A 22,639-nucleotide genomic window follows, 5' to 3' on the forward strand; every position below is an offset into this window, starting at 1 on the left:
ACTAAAATTCCTTCCAACCAGAATAATTTACAATATAATCTTCATCACTGGTAATGGGTTTATCATAATCTGCTGAATTGGCCAGTCCTACTCCAGCGTAAAATGTACGTGCATTAAATTTTTCAGCATGTTCTTTAATATCCTTCATAAAGGCAGGATCAAAAGCAGCTGGATCATCGGGATATAATATCGCCCTAACAATTACAAAATGCAGCTTGGTATCCTTCAAAGCGACAAACTGCGGGTTTCTTTTTAACTTGCTATTCACCCCCAGAAATTCATAACCGTTATCTTCAAGATCTTTCCCCACGATATTCATTGCGAGATTATGCAATTCCTGTTCATCTAATTTTGGCATAAGCTAAATATAAAGATTTGCTGAATGAAAAAAGGTTTTCGTCAAGCTGAAGTTGTTTCAGCTTCTTAAGCTAATATTTATGAGATCCTGAAACCAGTTCAGGATGACTCATCATAAATACTGAAAAAAAATAATTAAATAAAAAATCCCGCCGAAGCGGGATTGTAATTATTATCCTCCAAAGTCATCAAATCTGATATTCTCTGGTGGTATCCCGAAATCCTCACCCATTTTCTGAACTGCTTTGTTCATCAATGGAGGTCCACAGAAATATAATTCAATTTCTTCCGGTTCTTCGTGATGTGATAAATAGTTATCTATTACCACCTGGTGAATAAATCCTACAAATCCATCACCTTCATCATCAAGACTGGATTTTACTTTCCAGTTATCTTCTTCAGCTGGCTCAGAAAGGGCCAGGTAAAATTTAAAGTTCGGGAAGTCTCTTTCTAAAGCTCTAAAGTGTTCAGAATAGAATAATTCACGCTTAGATCTACCACCGTACCAGTAAGTTACTTTTCTACCGGTTTTAAGTGTTCTGAATAAATGATATAAGTGTGATCTCATTGGTGCCATTCCAGCTCCACCACCTACGTATAGCATTTCAGCATCACTCTCATTAATGAAGAACTCACCATAAGGTCCTGAAATAACTACTTTATCTCCTTTTTTCAGGCTGAAGATATAAGAAGACGCAACACCAGGATTAACATCCATCCACCCATCTTTTGCTCTATCAAAAGGCGGAGTTGCAATACGTACATTCAACATGATCTCACGACCTTCTGCAGGGTAAGAAGCCATAGAATAAGCTCTTTCCACTACTTCAGGGTTTTTCATAACCAGTGGCCATAATTTGAATTTATCCCACTCAGCCTTAAATTTATCCGGAGTTTCATGCTCTTCAGGGTGAGCAGTAATATCCATATCTTCAAACTTCACTTCCGTTTTAGGAATTTCAATTTGAATATAACCACCGGCCTTGTAGTCCATCACTTCAGGAATTTCAACAACAAATTCCTTAATAAATGAGGCAACGTTATAATTTCTAACAACGGTAGCATCCCATTTCTTAATTCCGAATACTTCTTCAGGAATGGTAATTTTCATATCCTGCTTTACCTTCACCTGGCAACCAAGTCTCCAGCCGTCTGCAATCTCTTTTCTGGTAAAATGCGGCTCTTCGGTAGGAAGAATTGCACCACCACCGTCCTGTACGATACACTTACACTGGATACAGGTTCCACCTCCACCACAGGCAGAAGGAAGAAATAATTTATTATCTCCAAGAGTTGAAAGCAAAGTTCCACCAGAACCTACTTCGATATCTTTTTCATTATTAACATTGATAGTTACCGGACCGGATGGGGTCAGTTTTGCCTTGGCTCCCAAAAGGATGGATACCAATAACAATATCAGTACTAAAAAAACTACTACACTCGCTATTATAACTGTCATAATCTTTCTTTTCGATTATAATTTAATTCCCATGAAACTCATAAAACCTAATGCCATTAATCCGGTAATGATAAAAGTAATACCAAGACCTTTTAATGGAGCAGGCACATTTGAGTATGCAATTTTTTCTCTAATGGCCGCAATCGCTAGAATTGCAAGGAACCATCCAATACCACTTCCCAAACCGTAAGTTACCGCTTCAGAAATACCACCAAAATCTTTTTGCTGCATAAACAATGACCCACCAAGGATCGCACAGTTTACCGCAATAAGAGGGAGGAAAATACCTAAAGCACCGTAAAGTGCAGGAGCGAATTTCTCAACGATCATTTCTACCAGCTGCACCATAGATGCGATTACCGCAATAAACATGATAAAGCTCAGGAAGCTAAGATCTACGTTCGCATATTCAGCACCTAACCAGCTAAGGGCTCCGGGCTTCAAAAGGTAATTGTCAAGTAAAAAGTTAATTGGTACAGTAACTACCAATACAAATATTACTGCAGCACCTAAACCAACAGCTGTCTTTACAGTTTTTGATACCGCCAGGTAGGAACACATTCCCAGGAAGTAGGCGAATATCATATTTTCAATGAAAATACTTCTTACAAATAGATTAACTAATTCCATTTTCTATACTTTTTTGCTGTTCAGCTATTAGTTTGCTTCAATTAATTTGCGGTTTCTTGCACGCTGCACCCAGATAATAACTCCCACTACGATAAGAGCCATTGGTGACAACAACATTAATCCGTTGTTCTCATAACCTAGAGCATAAAGACCGGTAGATTCAGCAAGTGTAGCTCCTTTGTGACCCAGCACTTCAAATCCGAATAATTTCCCGGAACCTAAAAGCTCTCTGAAAAATGCCACGATTATCAAAATCAATCCATATCCCGCTGCATTACCTATACCATCAAGGAAAGATTTGTAAACACCATTTCCAAGAGCAAAAGCCTCCAGACGTCCCATTACAATACAGTTGGTAATAATAAGACCAATAAATACAGAGAGCTGTTTACTTACATCATAAGCATAAGCCTTTAGAACCTGATCTACTAAAATTACCAGAGAGGCCACTACTACAAGCTGAACGATAATTCTAATTCGGCTTGGAATAAGGTTACGCAACATAGAAATGATCATGTTACTGAAAGCCATTACTGCCATTACAGCGATTGCCATAACAACTGCCGGTTCTAACTGTACCGTAATTGCCAGTGCAGAACAAATACCTAAAACCTGTACCGTAATTGGGTTATTATCATCCATAGGATCTGATAATAACTTTCTATTTCCTTTAGACAGAAAATGCTCTTTTTCTTCAGAATCTGAAAGAAAAAGGATCATCTCCTGTTTCTTCTCTTCCTCTTTAGCAGAGTTGAATTTTGTTTCTTTAGCCATAATTATTTTATTGCTACTTTAATATCTGTTTGCTTTTCGAAAAAAGGCAAATAACGCTTTAACCTTTCTGAGATCATATTAGATACTCCATCTCCGGTAATCGTTGCTCCAGAAATCGCATCTACTTTATTATCTTCCTTATCTGAAGCATCTATATTTCCTTTTACTACAGAAACACCTACCAGGTTGCCGCTATCGTCAAAGATCTTCTCTTCCTCAAATGATTTTTTGAACCATTCTTTAGTAATCTCAGCACCAAGACCAGGAGTTTCTCCAAGGTGATCAAAAGTTGCTCCTTTTATAGTATTTACATCATCTTTTAAAGATATGTAACCAAAGATCGCGTTCCATAATCCGTTACCTCTTAAAGGAAGTACATAATATTTCTTACCCTCAACTTCCGCGATGTAAAGCGGGAAAGTCTGCTCTTCTACCGGTTTCTTCAATTCTTTCGCTAAATCTACCTCAAAAGCATTCTTAGACTCGTCTACTTCACCATTCTGATCTAACGCAAGTTCTTCAACTATATACTGGTTGTATAATTTTTCAGCTCCCGGGCGATCTGTTTCAATTCCTACGGTCGCAAGAATATTTTGCATCTTTTCCTGACGCACGTTTTCACGTTGTGTTGGCTGCAAAGAAGTCGCTGTAAAAGCAAGTACCGAAGCTACCACCACCACAAGGATCACGGCGAACATAAATGTATAGCCGTTACTGTTTGTTTTATTTACTGATTTCTCTTCCATAACTAAACTGCTGTTTCTACCTGAGGATTAGCATTCTTAAGTCTTTTCTTTCTTCTGTTCACATTAGCCTGTACCACATAATGATCTATCGTTGGAGCGAATACATTCATTAATAGAATTCCCAACATCACTCCTTCAGGATAGGCCGGATTGAACACACGAATCATTACTGATAAGAACCCAACCAGGAATCCGTAGATCCATTTCCCCTTCATCGTCTGAGCTGCGGAAACAGGATCGGTTGCCATAAAAACAATACCAAAAGCAAGTCCACCAACTATCAAGTGTAAGTACCAAGGAAAGTTTGTTAATGCATTCCCTTCAAGTCCCATAGACGGAAGTGCATTAAATATAAGTCCCATAAGCGCAGCACCTATAAAGGCACTCAATATAATTCTCCAGCTACCTACTTTTGTCAGCACTAGAAGTAAGGCTCCCGCAAGAATACATATTACTGATGTCTCGGCAATAGATCCAGGAATCATCCCTGAGAACATATCCATAGCAGAATAAGAAACCTCATTCCCCGAAGCAAGACTACCTAAGATGGTTTCACCTGAAACCGCATCAACCTCGTAAGCATTACTAACCCATACCGAATTTCCAGACATGAAAGTAGGATACGCGAAAAAGGCAAAAGCACGAGCTGTAAGTGCAGGATTCAGAATATTCATTCCGGTTCCTCCAAAAGCTTCCTTACCAATAAGTACCGCAAATACTACTGACAAACCTACCATCCAAAGCGGAATATCTATAGGCATGATCATAGGAATAAGCAATCCGGTTACTAAATAACCCTCGTTAACTTCATGACCTCTGAATATCGCAAAGGCGAATTCAATACCTAAACCAACTCCGTATGAAACTGCGATCATAGGGATTATCTTTAGAGCTCCTTCCAAAAAGGCATCTATAAAGGGAACACCATCTGCATATTCTGGTAACTGATGTAGATACTGATATCCTCCATTCCACATTCCGAAGATAAGTGCCGGAACAAGAGCAAGCACCACAGTAATCATGGTTCTTTTAAGATCTACCGCATCACGAATGTGCGCTCCTTTTTTTGTTGTATGATTAGGAGTAAAAAGGAAAGTATCCAGCGCATTCACTGCTGGAGCATATTTTTCCAGTTTTTGTCCTTTGCTAAAAGGCTCCTTGATTTTATCTAATCTTTGTCTAATCCATTCCATAGTTCTTCAGCTTTTTAACCTACTTCGGTGATCATTAAATCCAGACCTAGTCTAATTACTTCCTGAATCTCGATTTTCGATGTATTTACATATTCAACCAATGCAAAATCTTCCGGAGCTACTTCGTAAATCCCCAGGTTTTCCATTTTTTCAATATCACCGGCCATACAAGCTTTGATAAGCTGCATAGGGTACACATCCATTGGCAGCACTTCTTCCATTTCTCCGGTTACTACAAGAGCACGCTCTTCACCATTAAGATTGGTGGTAGGCGTAAACTTTCTTTTTGGAAACAACCAGGATAAAGAAGTTTTTGAGTTAGAGTGAATATGATTATAGGTGAACGGCAACCAACCAAACATTCGGTAATTATCTCCTTCAGGAATCAATGTTACTTCATTCTCAAAAAATCCGAGATACTGGTTATTGGAAAGCTGAGTTCCGGTTAGCACGTCTCCAGATATTATTCGAACACTATCTGGAGCCTGACCAATCAGGTCTGAAACATTTGCTCCAATAACAGTTTGATAATATTTTCTGTCTTTTGCTTCACTTCCTGTTACGGCAACTGTACGATTTGCACGATACTCACCAGTTAGAAAAACATCACCGATAATAGCAACGTCTTCAACTCCAACAGTCCAGATACGTTCCCCTCTGTTAAGTGGATCTATCTTATGAATTTGAACACCCACATTTCCTGCAGGATGCTCTCCTTTTACATGATGCAATTCAACACCCTGAATATTTTTCAAATACTCAGCTGAACTATCATCTACTGAAAGATGAACTTTTCCCGGAGTTAATTTCTTCAAAGCATTAATACCTTCCTGAAAAGCCTCTACTTTATCTTTAATGATAAAACCTTTATCGGCTGCAAGAGGTGCCGTAGTTACGGCTGAAATAAAAATAGCTTTTGGAGTGTCTTTAGGATCGGCAACAATATCATAAGGTCGCTGATAGATAAAGGCACCACAACCGCTTTCAAGAATTCGCTCCTTTACATCTTTAGCATCAGCACTGGATGCATTCATTTTACCAAAATCACGGTAAGCATCATCAGCGTCTGCCTCGATAATCACTTCAAGGATCTTTCTCTTATCCCCTCTTTTGATTTCTTTAAGAATACCACTTACAGGTGTTGTAAAGCGAACTTGATCTGTATATTTTGAATAGAAAATCTCATCACCGGCAAGAAGTTTTGCTCCTTCTTTAACAACCATTTTAGGTACAACAGTGTGAAAATCTGGCGGTTTGATCGCGTAAGTCTTAGATCGTGGAGCCTTGACAAGCTCTTTATCCGCCTCCCCTTCTAATCGTAGAGATAATCCTCTTTTAATTCGAATGTCTTTTGACATAGGATGGAGTGTATGTTAAAATTTTTAGTTTAAAGTCGGGCAAATTTAAGAATTTTCACTCCATTTCTCCCAACAATTACAAGAATTTTACTTTCATCAACTGTTAAAATAAATTCACGGAAAAAGCTTATTTCTATTAACTTTGTTTATTATTATATTTTATGAAAGTTTTTCTATTCATCTTGTTTTTAACAGCAACTCCTATTACAGGCTTTTGCCAGATCGCTGAAGAGACCCCTCCCCCTACCTTTATAAGGACTATTATTTTTAAAGGTGACTCTGTTGAAAATACAGGAAATCCAATTATTAGATTTGGCAGTAAAATTAGCCTCCGTTTTGACGATATTATAGGTGATGAAGCTGATTATTACTACACTATAGAACATTATAATTTTGACTGGACTCCCAGCCAGCTTTCTAAGAATGAATATATGGAGGGCTTTGACGATGTTAGAATCACGCAGTATACAAACGCACTAAATACACTTCAACCTTTTACGCATTACGAATTATCTATACCTAACAATAATGTAAAACAGCTAAAGGTTTCTGGTAATTATCTTTTGAAAGTTTTCAATTCCAGCCGTGAGCTTCTATTCTCCAGGAAATTTATGGTATATGAACCCATAGCTCAGGTTAGTGCTGAAATTAAAAGATCAAGAGACCTCAACTTCATAGACGAGAAACAGGTAGTAAATTTCAGTGTGAATTCCCCCGATCTACTTTTAAAGAATCCCGATATGAATGTAAAAGTGAGTGTGATTCAAAATTTCAATCAAAAACTTGCTATTACCCATTTAAAACCTCAATACACCATTGCGAACGAACTTATTTATAGATACGATAGCGAATCTTCATTCTGGGGAGGTAATGAATTTCTGCAATTTGATAATAAAGAAATAAGAGTAACCACTTCAGATATTGCCAGTGTAGAATTAGGTGAGCTCTATCACCATTACCTTTTTCTGGATTTCACAAGGAAAAATGAACCCTACACCTATAATCCTGACATTAATGGAGGATTTGTAATTAGAAATATTCAGGCACAAAATTCAGATATCGAAGCAGAGTATGTCTGGATGCATTTTCGTTTGAAGAATTACGATATTATTGAAGGTGGTGAAATACATATGTATGGGGGATTCAATAATTTTGAATTAGACAAGAGCACGTTGATGACTTACAATGAAGAGACCGGTTATTACGAGGGAGCCAGACTTTTTAAACAGGGTTTTTACAATTATAAATATGTGCTTTTAAACAAAGACGGTAGTATTGATGACGGTTTTATAAGTGGAAATTTTGATGAGACCGAAAACACCTATACCATTATGGTATACTACAGCCCTCCAGGTGCCAGGTACGATAGGCTAATAGGTGTTGGATATGCTAATTCCCGAAATATTCGAAACTAATTATTATTTCCAATGTTGGAGAAAAACCTACCAAAGGATTCACTATACAAATATCGAGGAGAAACCTGCCTGAATTGTAAACTCCCACTTGAAAGAAGCGATCATTTTTGCCCTAATTGCGGACAAAAGAACAGCACCAGGAAATTAAATTTTAGCGATTTTATTGTGGAATTCTTTTCCGGTCTTTTTTCGTATGACTCACGACTGCAAAGAACCTTACGGGTGTTACTCTTCAAACCTGGTCAAATATCCAAAGACTATGTAATCGGAAAAAGAATGCGCTATGCAAATCCCTTCCGTTTCTACCTCAGCGCGTCTATCATATTCTTTCTTATTGCCGGAATATCTGAAAATTTCGATGGTGTTAACCTGGAGGAACAGGACGAAAATTTTCAAAACGAGATTGCTAAAATCCAGAAAGACACCTTATTACAATCTGAGCTTAATGAAATCCCGGCATTAAAAGAGAATAACATAAAGTTAGATTCACTAATACAAAATATTCCTGGGAAGGCAAAAGAACTTCGGGAATCCTATGAAGATGTATACGTCACCCAAAAAGAGCTGGATGACAAAAATTACGTTAATCGCAACACTACCAAGTTTACTATTTTTTATCGCTATTATAAAACCACAAGAGAGATCTCCCCGGAAGTGGCAATGACTGAACTTCAATATGAGCAAACCAACTGGAACTACTGGCTTTATGAAAAAGCCGTTAAGTTTAATCTAATTTATAGTAACCCCAAAATTTTTGCCGATTATTTCGTTAGTAAACTACCTTTTATCATATTCTTTTACCTACCTGTTTTCGCGTTATTTATATGGCTTCTTTACCTGCGCCGTCCTTTTAACTACATGGAACATCTAGTTTTTGCATTTCATGTGCAAACCACACTCTTTGTTCTTTATATAATTGCTTATTCAATAGATTATTTACTTAAAACTAACTGGGCTTTTACTCTTGCTAATACTGTATTTATATTCTATTTATATAAGTCCATGCGAAATTTTTATGGGCAAGGCCGTGTTAAAACGATTTTAAAGTTCATATTATTAAACATAATATTCTTTACATTAGCTATAATAGCTGCGATTATAGCTATAATTGTTTCTTTTTCAATTTTCTAAGATGGTTCAGCAGGTAACAAAAGGCATAAAAATTTCAGTCGAAACTCATTTCGAAGGGATGTTCTACAAAGAGTATAGAATACAGTTTGCCTTTGGTTATAAAATCATCATAGAGAATCAAAGTAATGATGCAGTTCAACTGGAATCCAGGTTCTGGGAAATAAAAGATGCACTTAATGAAACGCAAACAGTTTGCGGTGAGGGTGTAATTGGCAAACAACCTGTTCTACAACCTGGGGAGATTCACAGCTATCAAAGCGGATGTGTATTAACCGGGCCGTTTGGTGCTATGAAAGGTCACTATAATATGCTTAATTTCAGTAACTCTAAAACTTTTATAGTAAATATACCCTCCTTTAAACTTTGCGCTCCCTATGCATTAAACTGAAGATAGTTCTTAGTCTTCTCTTTCTTTACAAGACTTTCATACAAAAATCTTAATTCGCTAGACGTATTCTGCACCTGGGTTATACTTTGTGTTTTTAAAAAACCTCGATCAATAATAAGATTAAACTCCTTATCTCCTTCTCCAGCATTATGATGAAAGTCAAGTAAACTTTCAGAAGAAAGGCCTTTAGTCTCTTTCAGGTTTTTAAACCATTTAATTCGTTTAGATTTCATGTGCTCTGAATAGAGTGGTGATGAAGACCATATATGTTCTTTCATAGAGAGTCTGGTAAGCTTTCTTGCTGTTCCATTCCAAATGAATTCATAAAAAGCGAGCCCGTTATGCCAGTCTACAACGATCATTGTAAAAGGCTCTATATTCTTCAGATCATATTCTTTGAATAAGCTCTTCAAATTATTTTTAGCTAAAAAATCCTTTACAACCACGCCCCTGCTTTTTCTATACTCCGGTTTTCTAACGTGAGGCTTTTCAGCTCCATTAATAAGACAAACGCAGCGTAGATTTTCACTTACTCCTATCCAGGTTCCTCCAGCCTTCTCGTCCTTAGGAAAAAAAAGCTTTTTTCCCCTGTAAATTTCCTCCTCTGGAGCAAGCGTGTTTCTGCTTACTGCTTCATCTCTGTTCGAAGTTAAAATAAAACCATCCATAGAGCCTGGATGTGGAACTAAAGTGATCGTACACATGTTTAAATATCAAATTTTTAAGGAAAATTACAAAAAAAGTTAAGCTTTCGTGAAGTGCATATACTTCTTCTTCTAAACCGCTTTATTTTTTTACCTTTAGCGCAATTAAAAAACAATCGAAAAAAAGCAAAAATAATATTATGGGAAAAGGATTTTTTCACGTTCCCGTGGCAGTTAACGAACCAGTTAAAAGTTACGCACCAGGAACCCCGGAAAGAGAAGAAGTGTTACTTACTTACAAAGATCTTTACAACGCCAAAACTGAGGTACCTTTATACATTGGATCTGACGCGATCAAAACAGGAGACACAAAAACTATCAATCCCCCGCACGATCATAAACATGAGGTAGGAACTTACCATCTTGCCAAGAAAAAACATGTGGAAAAAGCTATTGAAACAGCTTTGGAAGCAAGAAAAAAGTGGTCTAAACTGGAGTGGGAACAAAGAGCGGCCATATTTCTAAAAGCTGCTGATCTTATTGCCGGACCATACAGACAAAAGATGAATGCGGCTACAATGATAGGTCAGTCAAAGAATATTTATCAGGCTGAAATTGATTCAGCTTGCGAAATTTGTGATTTCCTTCGTTTCAACGTAGAATACATGGCTCAGTTATATAACGAACAGCCAGAATCTTCAGAAGGTGTATGGAATCGTGTAGAATACAGGCCTCTTGAGGGATTTGTATATGCAATAACACCTTTTAACTTTACAGCAATCGCAGGAAATTTACCTTCCAGTGCTGCTTTAATGGGAAATGTTGCCGTTTGGAAACCAAGCGACAGCCAGATGCTTTCGGCCCAGGTTCTTATGGAAGTGTTTAAAGAAGCAGGTGTGCCTGATGGTGTGATCAACATGATCAATGGCGATCCTGAAATGATCACTGATACCGTATTAGCAAGTCCAGATTTTGCCGGAATTCACTTTACTGGAAGTACTGATGTATTCAAAGGAATTTGGGAGAAAATTGGAAGCAACATCAGGAAATATAAAACCTACCCAAGAATTGTTGGAGAAACAGGAGGAAAAGACTTCATTCTGGCGCATCCAACTGCTAAAGCAAAACAAGTTGCAACGGCAATTTCCAGAGGAGCTTTTGAATATCAGGGGCAAAAATGTAGCGCTGCATCCCGTGTTTACCTACCTAAAAGTCTTTGGCCTGAAATCAAAGATTTTGTAAAAGAAGATGTTGAGTCCTTTAAAATGGGATCTCCAGAAGACATGACTAATTTTATCAATGCGGTTATTCATGAGGGCTCTTTTGATAAATTGGCCAGTTATATAGACAAAGCCAAGAAAGATAAAAATGCAGAAATCGTAGTGGGCGGTAATTATGATAAATCTAAAGGTTACTTTATTGAACCTACTGTGATACTTACTACAGATCCGCATTACACGACTATGGAAACCGAATTATTCGGACCCGTGGTGACCATTTATCTATATGATGATAAGAACTTTGACGAAAAGAAGTGGGTTGATATTTGTGAAACCGTAGATAATACGAGCATTTACGCATTAACAGGAGCTATCATATCTGGAGACCGCTATGCAGCAGCTCAGGCTACAGATTTACTGCAGAATGCAGCCGGTAATTTCTATATCAATGACAAGCCAACTGGTGCAGTCGTTGGCCAACAACCATTTGGTGGAGCCAGATCAAGTGGTACTAATGATAAAGCTGGATCTAAAATGAATCTAATGAGATGGATCTCAGTAAGGTTGATCAAAGAAACATTTGTTCCGGCCACAGATTACAGATACCCATTTTTAGGAGAATAATCTAAATGCTCATACAATTATTAAAAGCCATCTTTCGAGATGGCTTTTTTATTTCTAACAATTCATTGTCAACCACATGCCAAATGTGATGATCTAAATATTGATTTCAACGAGAATTATAGAAGTTTAACGATTAATTAGGTTTTATTGATTATTTTCCGTTAAATTTATGAGCTATTTCACTTGCAATCAACGTATTGTGCTTATAGAGAATTACCGCCCCACTTTTAAGCTGCCCCACCAGTAAATCCTACATATTTAGTGTTGTATTAATCCGTAGTTACTATGGGGATAAAATTACATGTAAAATTCTTATTGCTCCTGATATTTCTACCAGCTCTCATCTGGGGGCAGTGTCTGGATGTACCAACCAGTCCGGCTACAGCCACTATTACGCTTCAAGGATCTAACAATATATGCTCTGATGAAACTATCTCATTTACATCAAATGTTAATCTAAATGGCGGCACTAATGAGACTTATCAATGGGAATACCAGGTAGGAGCCGGTGCTTGGACTGATATTACTGGGGAAACATCGAATAGCTTAACTAATTATCGACCCGGCCCAACTACTCCAATACCGAACAACTCCAGATACAGACTCCAAATAACATTTTGTGAAGGCACATCCGAAGAAGAAATTTATTATAGTAATAACTCACCAACCATAACTGTAAACAACGTAAGCAATGCAACTGCTGAAATAAGCTCCAATAAAACAGAAATCTGTCCCGGGGAGCAAATAAACTTTACGGCAGATTTAGAAAATCAGGGAAGCAGCCCAGTTTTCAGTTGGAGGGTTAACAATGTTGAAGAGGGAACCTCTTCCTCCTTCTCCTGGGATCAATTTAATGACGGAGATAATGTAGAATTACGAATGACAAATTACAGGGTCTGTGCAGATGATCTGGATGCTAATCCCGGTAATGATATTGTGGAAAGTAATATTATTGCAATATCTGTTAAGGCCGGCACACCCGCCCAACCTTCCACAATTACTATTAGTGATAGTGATCCATTTTGCCCGGGAGGGTCTAAAACATATACTGTCACTAATGACGCTACAGCATCTGAGTATATATGGACCTTACCATCTGGCTGGTCTGGAAGCAGTACAACGAACTCGATAACGGTAACCACGGGAACTACCAGTGGCGATATTACGGTAGCCGCGAAAAATGATTGTGGTACCAGCAGTCCGCGTATTCTGGCAGTTAATGCAGCTCCAGGAATTCCAAATACACCGGGAACCATAACTGGCAACACTGCAGTTTGTCCAGGATTAGCAGAAACATATTCCATTACTGCCGTTTCTAACGCCAGTGAATATATATGGACATTACCTAATGGATGGAATGGAGGCACTACCAGTGTAACCACAAACACGCCTACTCTGAATATCACCTCTGGAGCAACTGGAAATAATGGAAATATAAGTGTAATAGCAAGCAATAGCTGTGGGCAGAGTTCTCCGCGAACACTAGCGGTAACTGTCAAGAACGAGACTCCGGCAACACCCGGAACTATTACCGGCGATGCCACTATTTGTCCCGGGATTTCTAAAAAATATACAATTGTTCCTGTATCTGGTGCAACCCAGTATATCTGGACACTTCCTTCGGGATTTTCAGCTCCGAACCTAACGACCACCTTACCTGAACTTAATGTTACGGCTGGAGCCTCAGGATCAGGTCAGATTACGGTAAGAGCCAGCAACGATTGTGGTACCAGTACCAACCCATCATCTTTGACTATTAGCATTAGTGATCCAACACCCGTAATGACCGGAGCTATTGCCGGCCCTACCGGGGTTTGTGCAAATACCAATGGACATGTTTATTCTATACCGGCAATAGCTAACGCCACCAGCTATTCCTGGACCGCAACCGGAGGATTATCCATAACCGGTGTTCAAACTGGAAATTCAATTACCATAAATACCGGTAGCAGCGGAGGAACATTATCTGTCATCGCTAAAAATTCCTGCGGAGATAGCAATTCGCAATCCTTAACCGTAAGTATTAATAATCCAGCCCCGGTGATCCCTGCCAGTACTAATATTAGCGGTCCGGCTAAGGTTTGTGCTAATTCTACAGGAATTCAATATACCATTCCGGCGGTAACCAATGCTACCACCTATACCTGGAGCGTGCCTAGCGGTTGGAATATAACTAACGGTCAGGGTACAAGGACCTTAACATTAAATACACCCGGAACTACCAGTCCTAACAATACAATTTCGGTAATTGCCGTTAATTCCTGTGGATCCAGCGCAGCAAAGACTTTTTCTGTAAATTCATCGAATAATGCGCCCAGCCAGCCAGGTGCTATCTCTACAGATCTACCCAGTACATCCATATGCCCACCGGTTTCCGGTTATAAATTCTGGGTGACCCCGGTTTCAGGAAATACTTATAACTGGATCTTGCCCGCAGGTTTTACTATTACCAACGGAGCAGGCACTCATGAAATTACAATTAATATAGCCTCTAATACTCCATATGGAAATGGCATCACGGTAGATGTAGAAGCTGTAAACGCTTGTGGTCCAAGCACCAGAAGATCATACAATCAAATTAATATCGATAATTTCGCATATGCCGATCTGGGAGCAGACCAAATCGTATGTTCTTCTACCAATACTCTTAATCTAAGCGGTAATATAGGATTTGGTACGGGCAACTCTAAACTTAAAATTCAGAGTCTAACCAGCACCGGAACAAATTCTGTTCAAAATATTCCTAAAGGGAAAGAGAATAACTTTAACTATAATTACACCCCTTCTAGCACAGATATTGCCAACGGACAGGTAACCTTTACCGTAACTACAGAAAGTCCGGCTGGAAATAATAACTGTTCTTCTCAGGGAGTAGATCAAATGACGGTCTTTTTCAGGCCTGTACCTGCAGTAACGATCTCATCTAATTCACCTATATGTTCCGGGCAAACCTCAACCCTTAATTTTTCCGGGACCCCAGACACCCGGGTCACATACAGGAGAGGTAACGGTTCAGATCAAACCATTGATATACCCTCAAGTGGGACGGCCACTATAACCACGGCTGCTTTAACCGCGAATACCACCTATAATCTTAGAAGCATCCAATACCTCACTGCTCCAAACTGTACTGTAAGTAGTCTTACGGATAGCACCACGGTAACTGTCACCCAACCACCAACAGCTACTATTAGCTATAACGGGCCATTTTGTATAACTCAAACCTCCGTGCAACCGGTAAATCTTACCGGTACAAATGCATTTGCCGGAGGCACATTTAACCAGCCAGCAGGACTTGCGATTGACAATGCCGGGGGTGTAAATCCAAGTTCAAGCGCTCCCGGAGTATATACTATTATCTATACCACCCCGGCCTCGGGAGAATGTCCTGCAGTGGAGGCATCAACCACGGTTACCATAAATGATGAAACTTTAATTACCAGTCAACCAGTAAGCACCAGAGCCTGTGAAGGCGATGATATAAGTTTTACAGTTAACGCTTCTGGACAAGCTCTCACTTACCAGTGGTATGATGGTAACGGAAATGCAATAAGTCCCGGAGGTGATTCTGCAACTTTAAGCCTTAGTGATATTTTAAAAATTGATGATGAAGGTGATTATTATGTTATGGTGAATAATTCTGCCTCCTGTGCACCTGTAACTTCTAATACTGTACAGTTAACAGTAGACCAGGATATCGATATAGAATCTCAACCTGTAAACACCATTGCCTGCGAGGGAGAAATTATAAGTTTAGATGTAAATGCCACTACCGGAGGAAATCCTTTAGATGGTTCATTTAACTACCAGTGGTATAAAGGAAATCCCGGATCTGGCACTCCGCTTGCAAATATGAATGCGGCTAGTTTGCCCTTTAATCCAGGTTCTCCAGATGACTCAGGCGACTATTATGTTGAAATAACCGGCTCTGGAGACTATACCTGTCAACCGGTTACATCCAGCGTTGCCACACTAGAAATAAGACCTACCCCAACCGTAGATGTTAGCGGAAGCACCAATATTTGCGATGGTGAATCAGCTCCTCTCTCATTTTTTAACGGTACACCAAATACAAACGTTAACGTAATATTAAATGGCGACAACAGCAATCCTATTACTATTGCTCTAGATGCTGCTGGCGAAGCTATTTATGATTCTGGAGCCTTATTTGCCACCTCAGATACTGATACAGATTTCACTTATAGCCTAGCATCTATTGCTTATACAGATATTCCAGATTGTTCAAATACTATTACTGGGTCCGCTACAATTACCGTTGCTCCTAATCCAGATGCAACACTTTCTTTTACCAATGATCAGGTGGAGTTCTGCACCAAAGATTCAAATCCTTATACTCCTATACTAACTGGTTCAGGAAATTATACCGGGGGTACCTTCTCATCAAATGGACTTTCGATCAACTCATCTAATGGTTCTTTTACACCATCTGCAAATTCCGCCGGAGACTATACTATTAGTTATACCATACCGGCCTATGGAGGTTGTACTGAAGAAGTTGCAACTCTGGATATAAGTATCTATGAAGAAGTACTTATTACCTCGGAACCATTTAATCTGGGTATCTGCTCCACTCAAGATGCAGAATTTTCAGTGGTTGCCTCTGGGGATAATTTGAGTTATCAATGGTATAAGGTTCAAGGAACTCCAGATTTCAGTTCTACCGAGACCGATGATATTGCCATTTCAGGAGCAAATACATCAATTCTATCTTTACCGGTAGCTACCTCTTCTGATGACGGCGACTACTACGTTTCCATTGCCGGCACCAATGCCTGTACTCCTACACTTTCCACACAGGTAACCTCTGAAGTAGTAAGTTTAAATGTCGATGAAGATATTGTAATTATTGAGCCAGCAGAAGATGTTCGAGTTTGTAACGATACAAATGCCACTGTCGATTTTGTATTTGTGGTACATGCTAATGGTGCTCCGCTTCTTTTTGAATGGATCTATGCCGATGGAACTCCTGTAGAACCACAAAATCAATCCAACATGGAAACGTCACTTACCCAAAGACCTCCAACCTCAGATGAAATTTCTGATCATCCGGAACTAGCGGGTCTACAGCTATATGAAGGCATTTTGACCATTAATAATATCACTTCAGCAGATCAGGCGTCCTATGCCATACGTATTGACGGAAGTTCAAACAATTTTAACTGTCCAGAGGCCATATCCAACTCATTTAATCTGGATGTAGATCCGCTGCCTGATGCTCCAACAGTAGAAAATATAGAGTATTGCCTTGGAGATACCGCAACTCCACTTACTGCAACTGGCTCTAACCTCACTTGGTATGATGCTAATATGGTTGAGCTAACCGAAGCACCAACCCCGGATACATCTGTTTTTGGCACTACTTCATATTATGTTACCCAAAAAGATAGTTTTTGCGAAAGTCCAATGACTAATATTACGGTTACCGTGCATGAGCTGCCGGCAGCTCCGACCTTAAGTTCTGCAGAATTATATGTAGGATACTGCGTAGGAGATTCTGCTGTTCCTTTATTTGCGACTGCAGATTCAGGCGGCACAATAAACTGGTATGGACCCGGCGATCCAGATTTGGCATTGACGGAGGCTCCAACACCTCAAATTACTGCCGCAGGTGAATTATCCTATTGGGTGAGTCAAACAAATACTAATGACTGCGAGGGACCTAAAACTCAAATCACCGTCAATATTTATAATATTCCAGTGTTGAGTATTACAAATTCAGGCGATGACATTATTTGCGAAGGAGATACAATTACCTTAACAGCTACAGACTCTAATTCTAATGGTCCGAATACCACCTTTACCTGGATCTCTTCAGAGGACCCATCCAATCCTGTTGTGGGCGCGGTTCAGAATTTTAGCCCGACAGCAAATACTACCTATACGGTAACCGCTGAAAATGAAAATACCTGTACAAATTTTGCTGAGTATACCATTAACGTGGATACACCACCTATTCCTGGTACACTCGCTGGTCCAGATACTGTTTGCGAAGCAGAACCATCCGGTTCTCTCGATCTTACTGGGTTTACAGGCAATATAGTACAATGGGAATTTAAAGCCGAAGGAGATGCAGACTGGACAGTAATTAATGAAACAGCTCCAGATGCTAATTATACATTCTCCGGAATTACACAACCAACCTCTTACCGGGTTATGGTTAGTAATGGAGTATGTGCAACCGTCTATTCTAATGAGATATCTGTTAATATAGACTTGGTTCCCGTAGGTGGAGAATTATTATGGGCTGCAAATAATGACAGACTTTTCCTTACCTGTGAGAATCCGGCACCAGGCTATGGAAGTGCATTAAACCTGACCGGTAACATTGGACAGATCCTTCACTGGGAGTATCGCGGAGTATCGGCCAACAGCTGGCAAACGATAGATACTCAAACTAACAGTATAGATCCATCAGAGATTGAAAGTGTGGTGCTCAATGAAACGACCGCATTCCGGGTTAGGATTGAAGGTAATTCATGTGGCCCTGATATTTATTCGGCCACGGCTATGGTAAGCGTAATTGAGGCAGATATCAAACCTGCACCCGTAGAAGTTGACAAAGATGTTATTTGTATAGGGGATACAATTACTTTAAGTTCAGAAACCGGTTACAGTTCAACCGGAGGTAAATTTGATGGTGGAGCTTTTGACAATGCTGCTCTAGACAATAGCAATACCTGGATTTTCGAAGATGCAGATGGCACGGTATATAATTTCGAATCCAGTGCTAATAATGGCCGTGCCAACCACTGGTTACGAATGAATCCGCATGGGAATACTGAACCCAATGAGAAGGTTTATACTGCAGAATTATATCCTATAGATCAGCAAGGCCCCGGGAATGGTTATATGGTTAATTTCAGGACATTTTCAAGTAATGCCGGGAACAAAGGCTTTGCGTTAGTCACCGGGAATAATGATTCTAATTTCGAAACACCAATTTTTTCATTAGGTGGCCTTGATGAAGCGATCCTTACCTGGGATCAGGCTTATAATCTTACTGAGGGTGCAAAAATAACCGTAGAGATCTCTACAAATGGAGGTAGTACTTATCAAACTGTCCTTTTTGACACCATAGGCACTGCCACCAGTGGCAACTATGATAATTTTGGTGATGGTACACCAGCCACAAGACCTTTGAATAAGATGGTGATAGATCTTGGTGCATATATAGGAATGAGCAATTTGAGATTGCGATGGAGATATGAAGGTACTATAGATGGTGATGTTTGGGCCGTGGATAATATACAGGTGCCGGAAGGCCCACAAGATATATTGCTCCAATGGTATTATGATGACGATCTAAACGATCCTGATAATTATCTGGAGGAAATTGGCGCCGTTAATCAGGCAGTAGTAGACTTTGTTCCCAAGAAGATCGGCTGGAATGATTTCGAGGTACAGACCAGGATTATTTTAGATAGTAATGGTGACGAATGCCAGAGTGTAGATAATTTTGAAACCATAAGAGTATGGGCTTTTGACAGGTATACTACAAACGTAGAAACTGTGGTTGGAAGTTGCGGTAGCCTGGATGTCCAACTGAACGCTTCTGTCACTGCTGATTATCAAGCCAAAACAATTACAGAATATCCAACCTTAGATGGATATGTTGGTCGATGGAAAGTCGAGGATCTCGTCGGAAATGAAGTTACTACAGGATTCACTATCATCAATCAGGATTCTGAAAGCACCCTGGATCCAATGGAAAATCCAAACGCAATATTCAGCGCAGAAAGTTTAGGAGATTATAATTTTAAATGGATTCTTATTCCAACGGCTGTGGATGAAAATGGCATTCTTATAGATAACTCAGGTTGCCCGCCTGTTGAAAATCCGAATAACGTTATTCTCGTTGATTGTACCACTCTGGATTTTGATGGTGATAACGATTATATTGATCTCGGAAACAGTTACAACGGAAATTATTTTATAGAAGCATGGATAAGGCCATTTGACAGATCTATTGATGGTGGTGGAAATACAGATGCAAATACCGGTGTTATTTTTAGCAGTCCTGGATTCGAAATCAGTATGGATAATCTTGGATCAAAGGTTTCTAAAAACGGCAGATGGTATCATATAGCCGTTTCGAATACTGGTCAACTGTGGGTAGATGGAATAGCTTCAGGTTCAATTACGGTAAATACTCCTGGTATTAATAACACGACAATTGGAGCAAGGTATGATGCAAATACTAAAACTACCTCTAACCATTTCTCTGGTTGGATCGATGAATTAAGGATTTGGGACGGTAATTCCGAACCAAACCTTAAAGAAATCAGGTTTATGATGAATCAGCGTATCAAACTAAATGCTGCTGCAGATTCAAATACATTAATTGAAGGGGAAGTCGTACCTAACCTGGTTATTGCAGATGGATTTAGTAGTTATTATACTGATGGCACCCATAACTTAGATCAGGATGGAGACAGGTTCTATGATCAAACCTGGGGTGATCTCGCCGGCTATTATAGATTATATTCCGAAATTCCTGATCCAGATAATGTTCCATGCTTTATAATTGACGATACATTAAAACCTATAAATGGGTATACACCAGACCATTCTATTAATAAAGTACCGGGAAGATTAGTTAATATAACCACGAACCAGGAAAACACTTCCCCCACTCCGTACTGTTCTGGAACAGATGGCACTTGGGCTAGCGTAAATACCTGGGCAAGACCAGCCGTTTGGGATTATCCAAATAGCAGTTATAACAGTACCCCTATAGAATGGAACATTGCAAGGGTGAATCACAATATTACCGCAGATAGTAAGAGAATAACAATGCTCGGGATTCTATCTGAAACTCCGAATAAATTACTGACCATCAATGGGAATGTTCCTGTTAGACTAACACATTATTTATTACTTGATGGTAATATGGATCTGGTTGATGAATCACAATTACTGCAGGATCACGGCAGTATCTTAGATAATACAAGTGGTGGTTGGGCTGAAATTGATCAGCAAGGTAGAATGAGTAGCTTTAATTATAATTATTGGAGTAGTCCGTTTAGCAATCAGGGAACTAATAATAACTCCGGGTTTATGCTTAACCAGGTTTTATTAGATGGTTCTAACCCAAATACTCCCCAGCCAATTAATTTCAGAAACGGTTATTTTTCTGCTGATGGGGCAAAAACAAATCCAATTACCATAAGTAATGAGTGGATTTGGGATTTTAGAGGCGGTAGAAACGATGATTATTCAGACTGGTTACATCTTGGATCAGACTTTTTAGAAATAGTGGGAGCCGGCTATTCAATGAAAGGAACAACTGGAAGCGTAGGTCTCTCCGCTACTCAAAATTATGTATTCCGCGGAAAACCGAACAATGGAAATATCCCTTCTACCGACCTTAACGTAGTTAACGGGAGAGATTTCCTGATTGGAAATCCTTTTGCATCTGCCATTGATGCTCATGAATTTATTAGAGATAATTTGAGAGATGTAGGAAGTGGCAGTAATAATGGTCAAAATCCAAATAATGAAAACGTATTCAATGGAACGATCTATTACTGGGATCATTTTGCAGGTGCAACACATATTTTAGCGGAATACGTAGGAGGATATGCTAGTTATAACCTATCTGGCTCTGCTGAAGCTATATCCAATGACTGGCGTATCAATGTTACAGATGACGAAAACACCGGGGTACTCCCAGAACAATATATTCCAGTTGCCCAGGGATTTTTTATAACGGCCGCGCCAGTTGGAACTAACACTTTTGGAGGTGATATCATCTTTAAGAATACCCAAAGAGTTTTTGCTACCGAATCTTCAGACCCTTCTATTTTCTTACAACATGAAGATGATTTAGTAAAAGGGCAAACCAAAAATCAAAAATTAGAAGTTGCCGATGACACCAGGATGAAAATCAGACTCAGGTATGAATCTCCTAAAAAATATTATAGACAGATTCTTGTAACTATGGACGAGAATACTACTAATGGATTCGATCTAGGTTATGATGCGCCAATGATTGAGAACAACCCTGAAGATATGTACTGGTACTTCGATGAAAAGCCATACGTTATACAAGGAGTTCCTAATTTTGATGTAGAGCAGATTCTGCCATTTGCTATTAAATCTAAAGAAGGAGGCGAATTTGTTATAAAGATTGACAAGACCGAAAATTGGCCTTCAGACAAAGAACTTTATTTAAAGGATAAAGTTTTAGATACCGTTCATGATATTCTGGCTACAGATTATATTGGATCTACAGAAATTGCAGGAGAGATTAATGATAGGTTCGAAATCGTATTCTTTAAGGAGAAAGCTCAGGATCCTGTAGTACCAGATCCAGACGATATAGTAGATCCTGAAGATCTGCCAATAATTGATGGTCTCGTTGGTATAAGCTACAGTACCTTTAGCAAGCAGGTGAAAATCAGCAATTTTGATCTTCTAGATGTTTCTAAAGTTATGATCTTTGACATGGGCGGTAAACTAATTCAACAATACGACGATTTACCCACCGAAGAAGAAATTTTACTTGGAATGCGACCCGTGCGCTCTGGTGTATATATTATAAAGGTATTTAGCGAGAATGGTATTTCCAATAAGAAAGTGGTGATTAAATAGTATTGTTTACAGAAATGAATCTCATATATACAGGAAATTTTCTTCTAGACACTTGATTCAAAGTGTCTTATTAAGAGATTTATTAT

The 22,639-nt window shown here is 39.2% G+C and carries 13 protein-coding genes; 5 read left to right on the forward strand and 8 right to left on the reverse strand.

Annotated elements, in window-relative coordinates:
- Position 1: 1 nt before the first annotated feature.
- The 7 genes from BLT95_RS06960 to BLT95_RS06990 form a co-directional block, all read right to left on the reverse strand.
- Positions 2 to 358, reverse strand: coding sequence for a Na(+)-translocating NADH-quinone reductase subunit F (locus BLT95_RS06960; RefSeq protein ID WP_089665389.1), 357 nt, complete (start codon positions 356 to 358; stop codon positions 2 to 4).
- Positions 359 to 529: 171 nt separating this feature from the next.
- A complete protein-coding gene (nqrF, locus tag BLT95_RS06965) occupies positions 530 to 1,816 on the reverse strand; it encodes an NADH:ubiquinone reductase (Na(+)-transporting) subunit F (RefSeq protein WP_089665390.1) in 1,287 nt (428 codons plus the stop codon).
- Between the two features lie 15 nt (positions 1,817 to 1,831).
- Positions 1,832 to 2,446, reverse strand: a complete 615-nt coding sequence (gene nqrE / locus BLT95_RS06970) for an NADH:ubiquinone reductase (Na(+)-transporting) subunit E (protein ID WP_089665391.1) — start codon at positions 2,444 to 2,446, stop codon at positions 1,832 to 1,834.
- 27 nt (positions 2,447 to 2,473) lie between these two features.
- Positions 2,474 to 3,220, reverse strand: a complete 747-nt coding sequence (locus tag BLT95_RS06975; RefSeq protein WP_089665392.1) for an NADH:ubiquinone reductase (Na(+)-transporting) subunit D — start codon at positions 3,218 to 3,220, stop codon at positions 2,474 to 2,476.
- 2 nt (positions 3,221 to 3,222) lie between these two features.
- Positions 3,223 to 3,966 carry a Na(+)-translocating NADH-quinone reductase subunit C gene (locus BLT95_RS06980; RefSeq protein ID WP_089665393.1) on the reverse strand — a complete coding sequence of 248 codons (744 nt, stop codon included), beginning with the start codon at positions 3,964 to 3,966 and terminating at the stop codon, positions 3,223 to 3,225.
- A gap of 2 nt (positions 3,967 to 3,968) precedes the next feature.
- On the reverse strand, positions 3,969 to 5,159 hold the full coding sequence (locus tag BLT95_RS06985; protein WP_089665394.1) for an NADH:ubiquinone reductase (Na(+)-transporting) subunit B: 1,191 nt from the start codon (positions 5,157 to 5,159) through the stop codon (positions 3,969 to 3,971).
- Positions 5,160 to 5,173: 14 nt separating this feature from the next.
- Positions 5,174 to 6,517 (reverse strand): Na(+)-translocating NADH-quinone reductase subunit A, encoded by a 1,344-nt coding sequence (locus tag BLT95_RS06990; RefSeq protein ID WP_089665395.1) that lies wholly within the window; start codon positions 6,515 to 6,517, stop codon positions 5,174 to 5,176.
- Between the two features lie 161 nt (positions 6,518 to 6,678).
- Between BLT95_RS06990 and BLT95_RS06995 the strand changes: the two genes are divergently transcribed.
- Genes BLT95_RS06995 through apaG form a run of 3 tightly spaced genes read left to right on the forward strand, consistent with a single transcriptional unit; the run spans position 6,679 to position 9,451 of the window.
- Positions 6,679 to 7,932, forward strand: a complete 1,254-nt coding sequence (locus BLT95_RS06995; RefSeq protein WP_089665396.1) for a DUF5103 domain-containing protein — start codon at positions 6,679 to 6,681, stop codon at positions 7,930 to 7,932.
- Positions 7,933 to 7,944: 12 nt separating this feature from the next.
- Positions 7,945 to 9,063, forward strand: coding sequence for a DUF3667 domain-containing protein (locus BLT95_RS07000; RefSeq protein WP_089665397.1), 1,119 nt, complete (start codon positions 7,945 to 7,947; stop codon positions 9,061 to 9,063).
- Between the two features lies 1 nt (position 9,064).
- Positions 9,065 to 9,451: a Co2+/Mg2+ efflux protein ApaG gene (apaG, locus tag BLT95_RS07005; RefSeq protein WP_089665398.1), complete on the forward strand. Its 387-nt coding sequence runs from the start codon at positions 9,065 to 9,067 to the stop codon at positions 9,449 to 9,451.
- Here apaG and BLT95_RS07010 read toward each other — a convergent pair.
- Entirely contained in the window at positions 9,436 to 10,155 is a 720-nt protein-coding gene (locus tag BLT95_RS07010; protein WP_089665399.1) for an NRDE family protein, read from the reverse strand. The two genes, apaG and BLT95_RS07010, sit on opposite strands and share 16 nt — an antisense overlap.
- Before the next feature lie 140 nt (positions 10,156 to 10,295).
- On the opposite strand from BLT95_RS07010, the gene pruA reads away from it, so the two are divergent.
- Together pruA and BLT95_RS07020 are read left to right on the forward strand one after the other, a co-directional pair.
- A complete protein-coding gene (gene pruA / locus BLT95_RS07015) occupies positions 10,296 to 11,939 on the forward strand; it encodes an L-glutamate gamma-semialdehyde dehydrogenase (protein ID WP_089665400.1) in 1,644 nt (547 codons plus the stop codon).
- A 285-nt stretch (positions 11,940 to 12,224) separates the two neighbouring features.
- Positions 12,225 to 22,553, forward strand: a complete 10,329-nt coding sequence (locus BLT95_RS07020) for a T9SS type A sorting domain-containing protein (RefSeq protein ID WP_089665401.1) — start codon at positions 12,225 to 12,227, stop codon at positions 22,551 to 22,553.
- Positions 22,554 to 22,639: the final 86 nt, after the last annotated feature.

Source organism: Gramella sp. MAR_2010_147 (genome assembly GCF_900105135.1).
GTDB lineage: Bacteria > Bacteroidota > Bacteroidia > Flavobacteriales > Flavobacteriaceae > Christiangramia.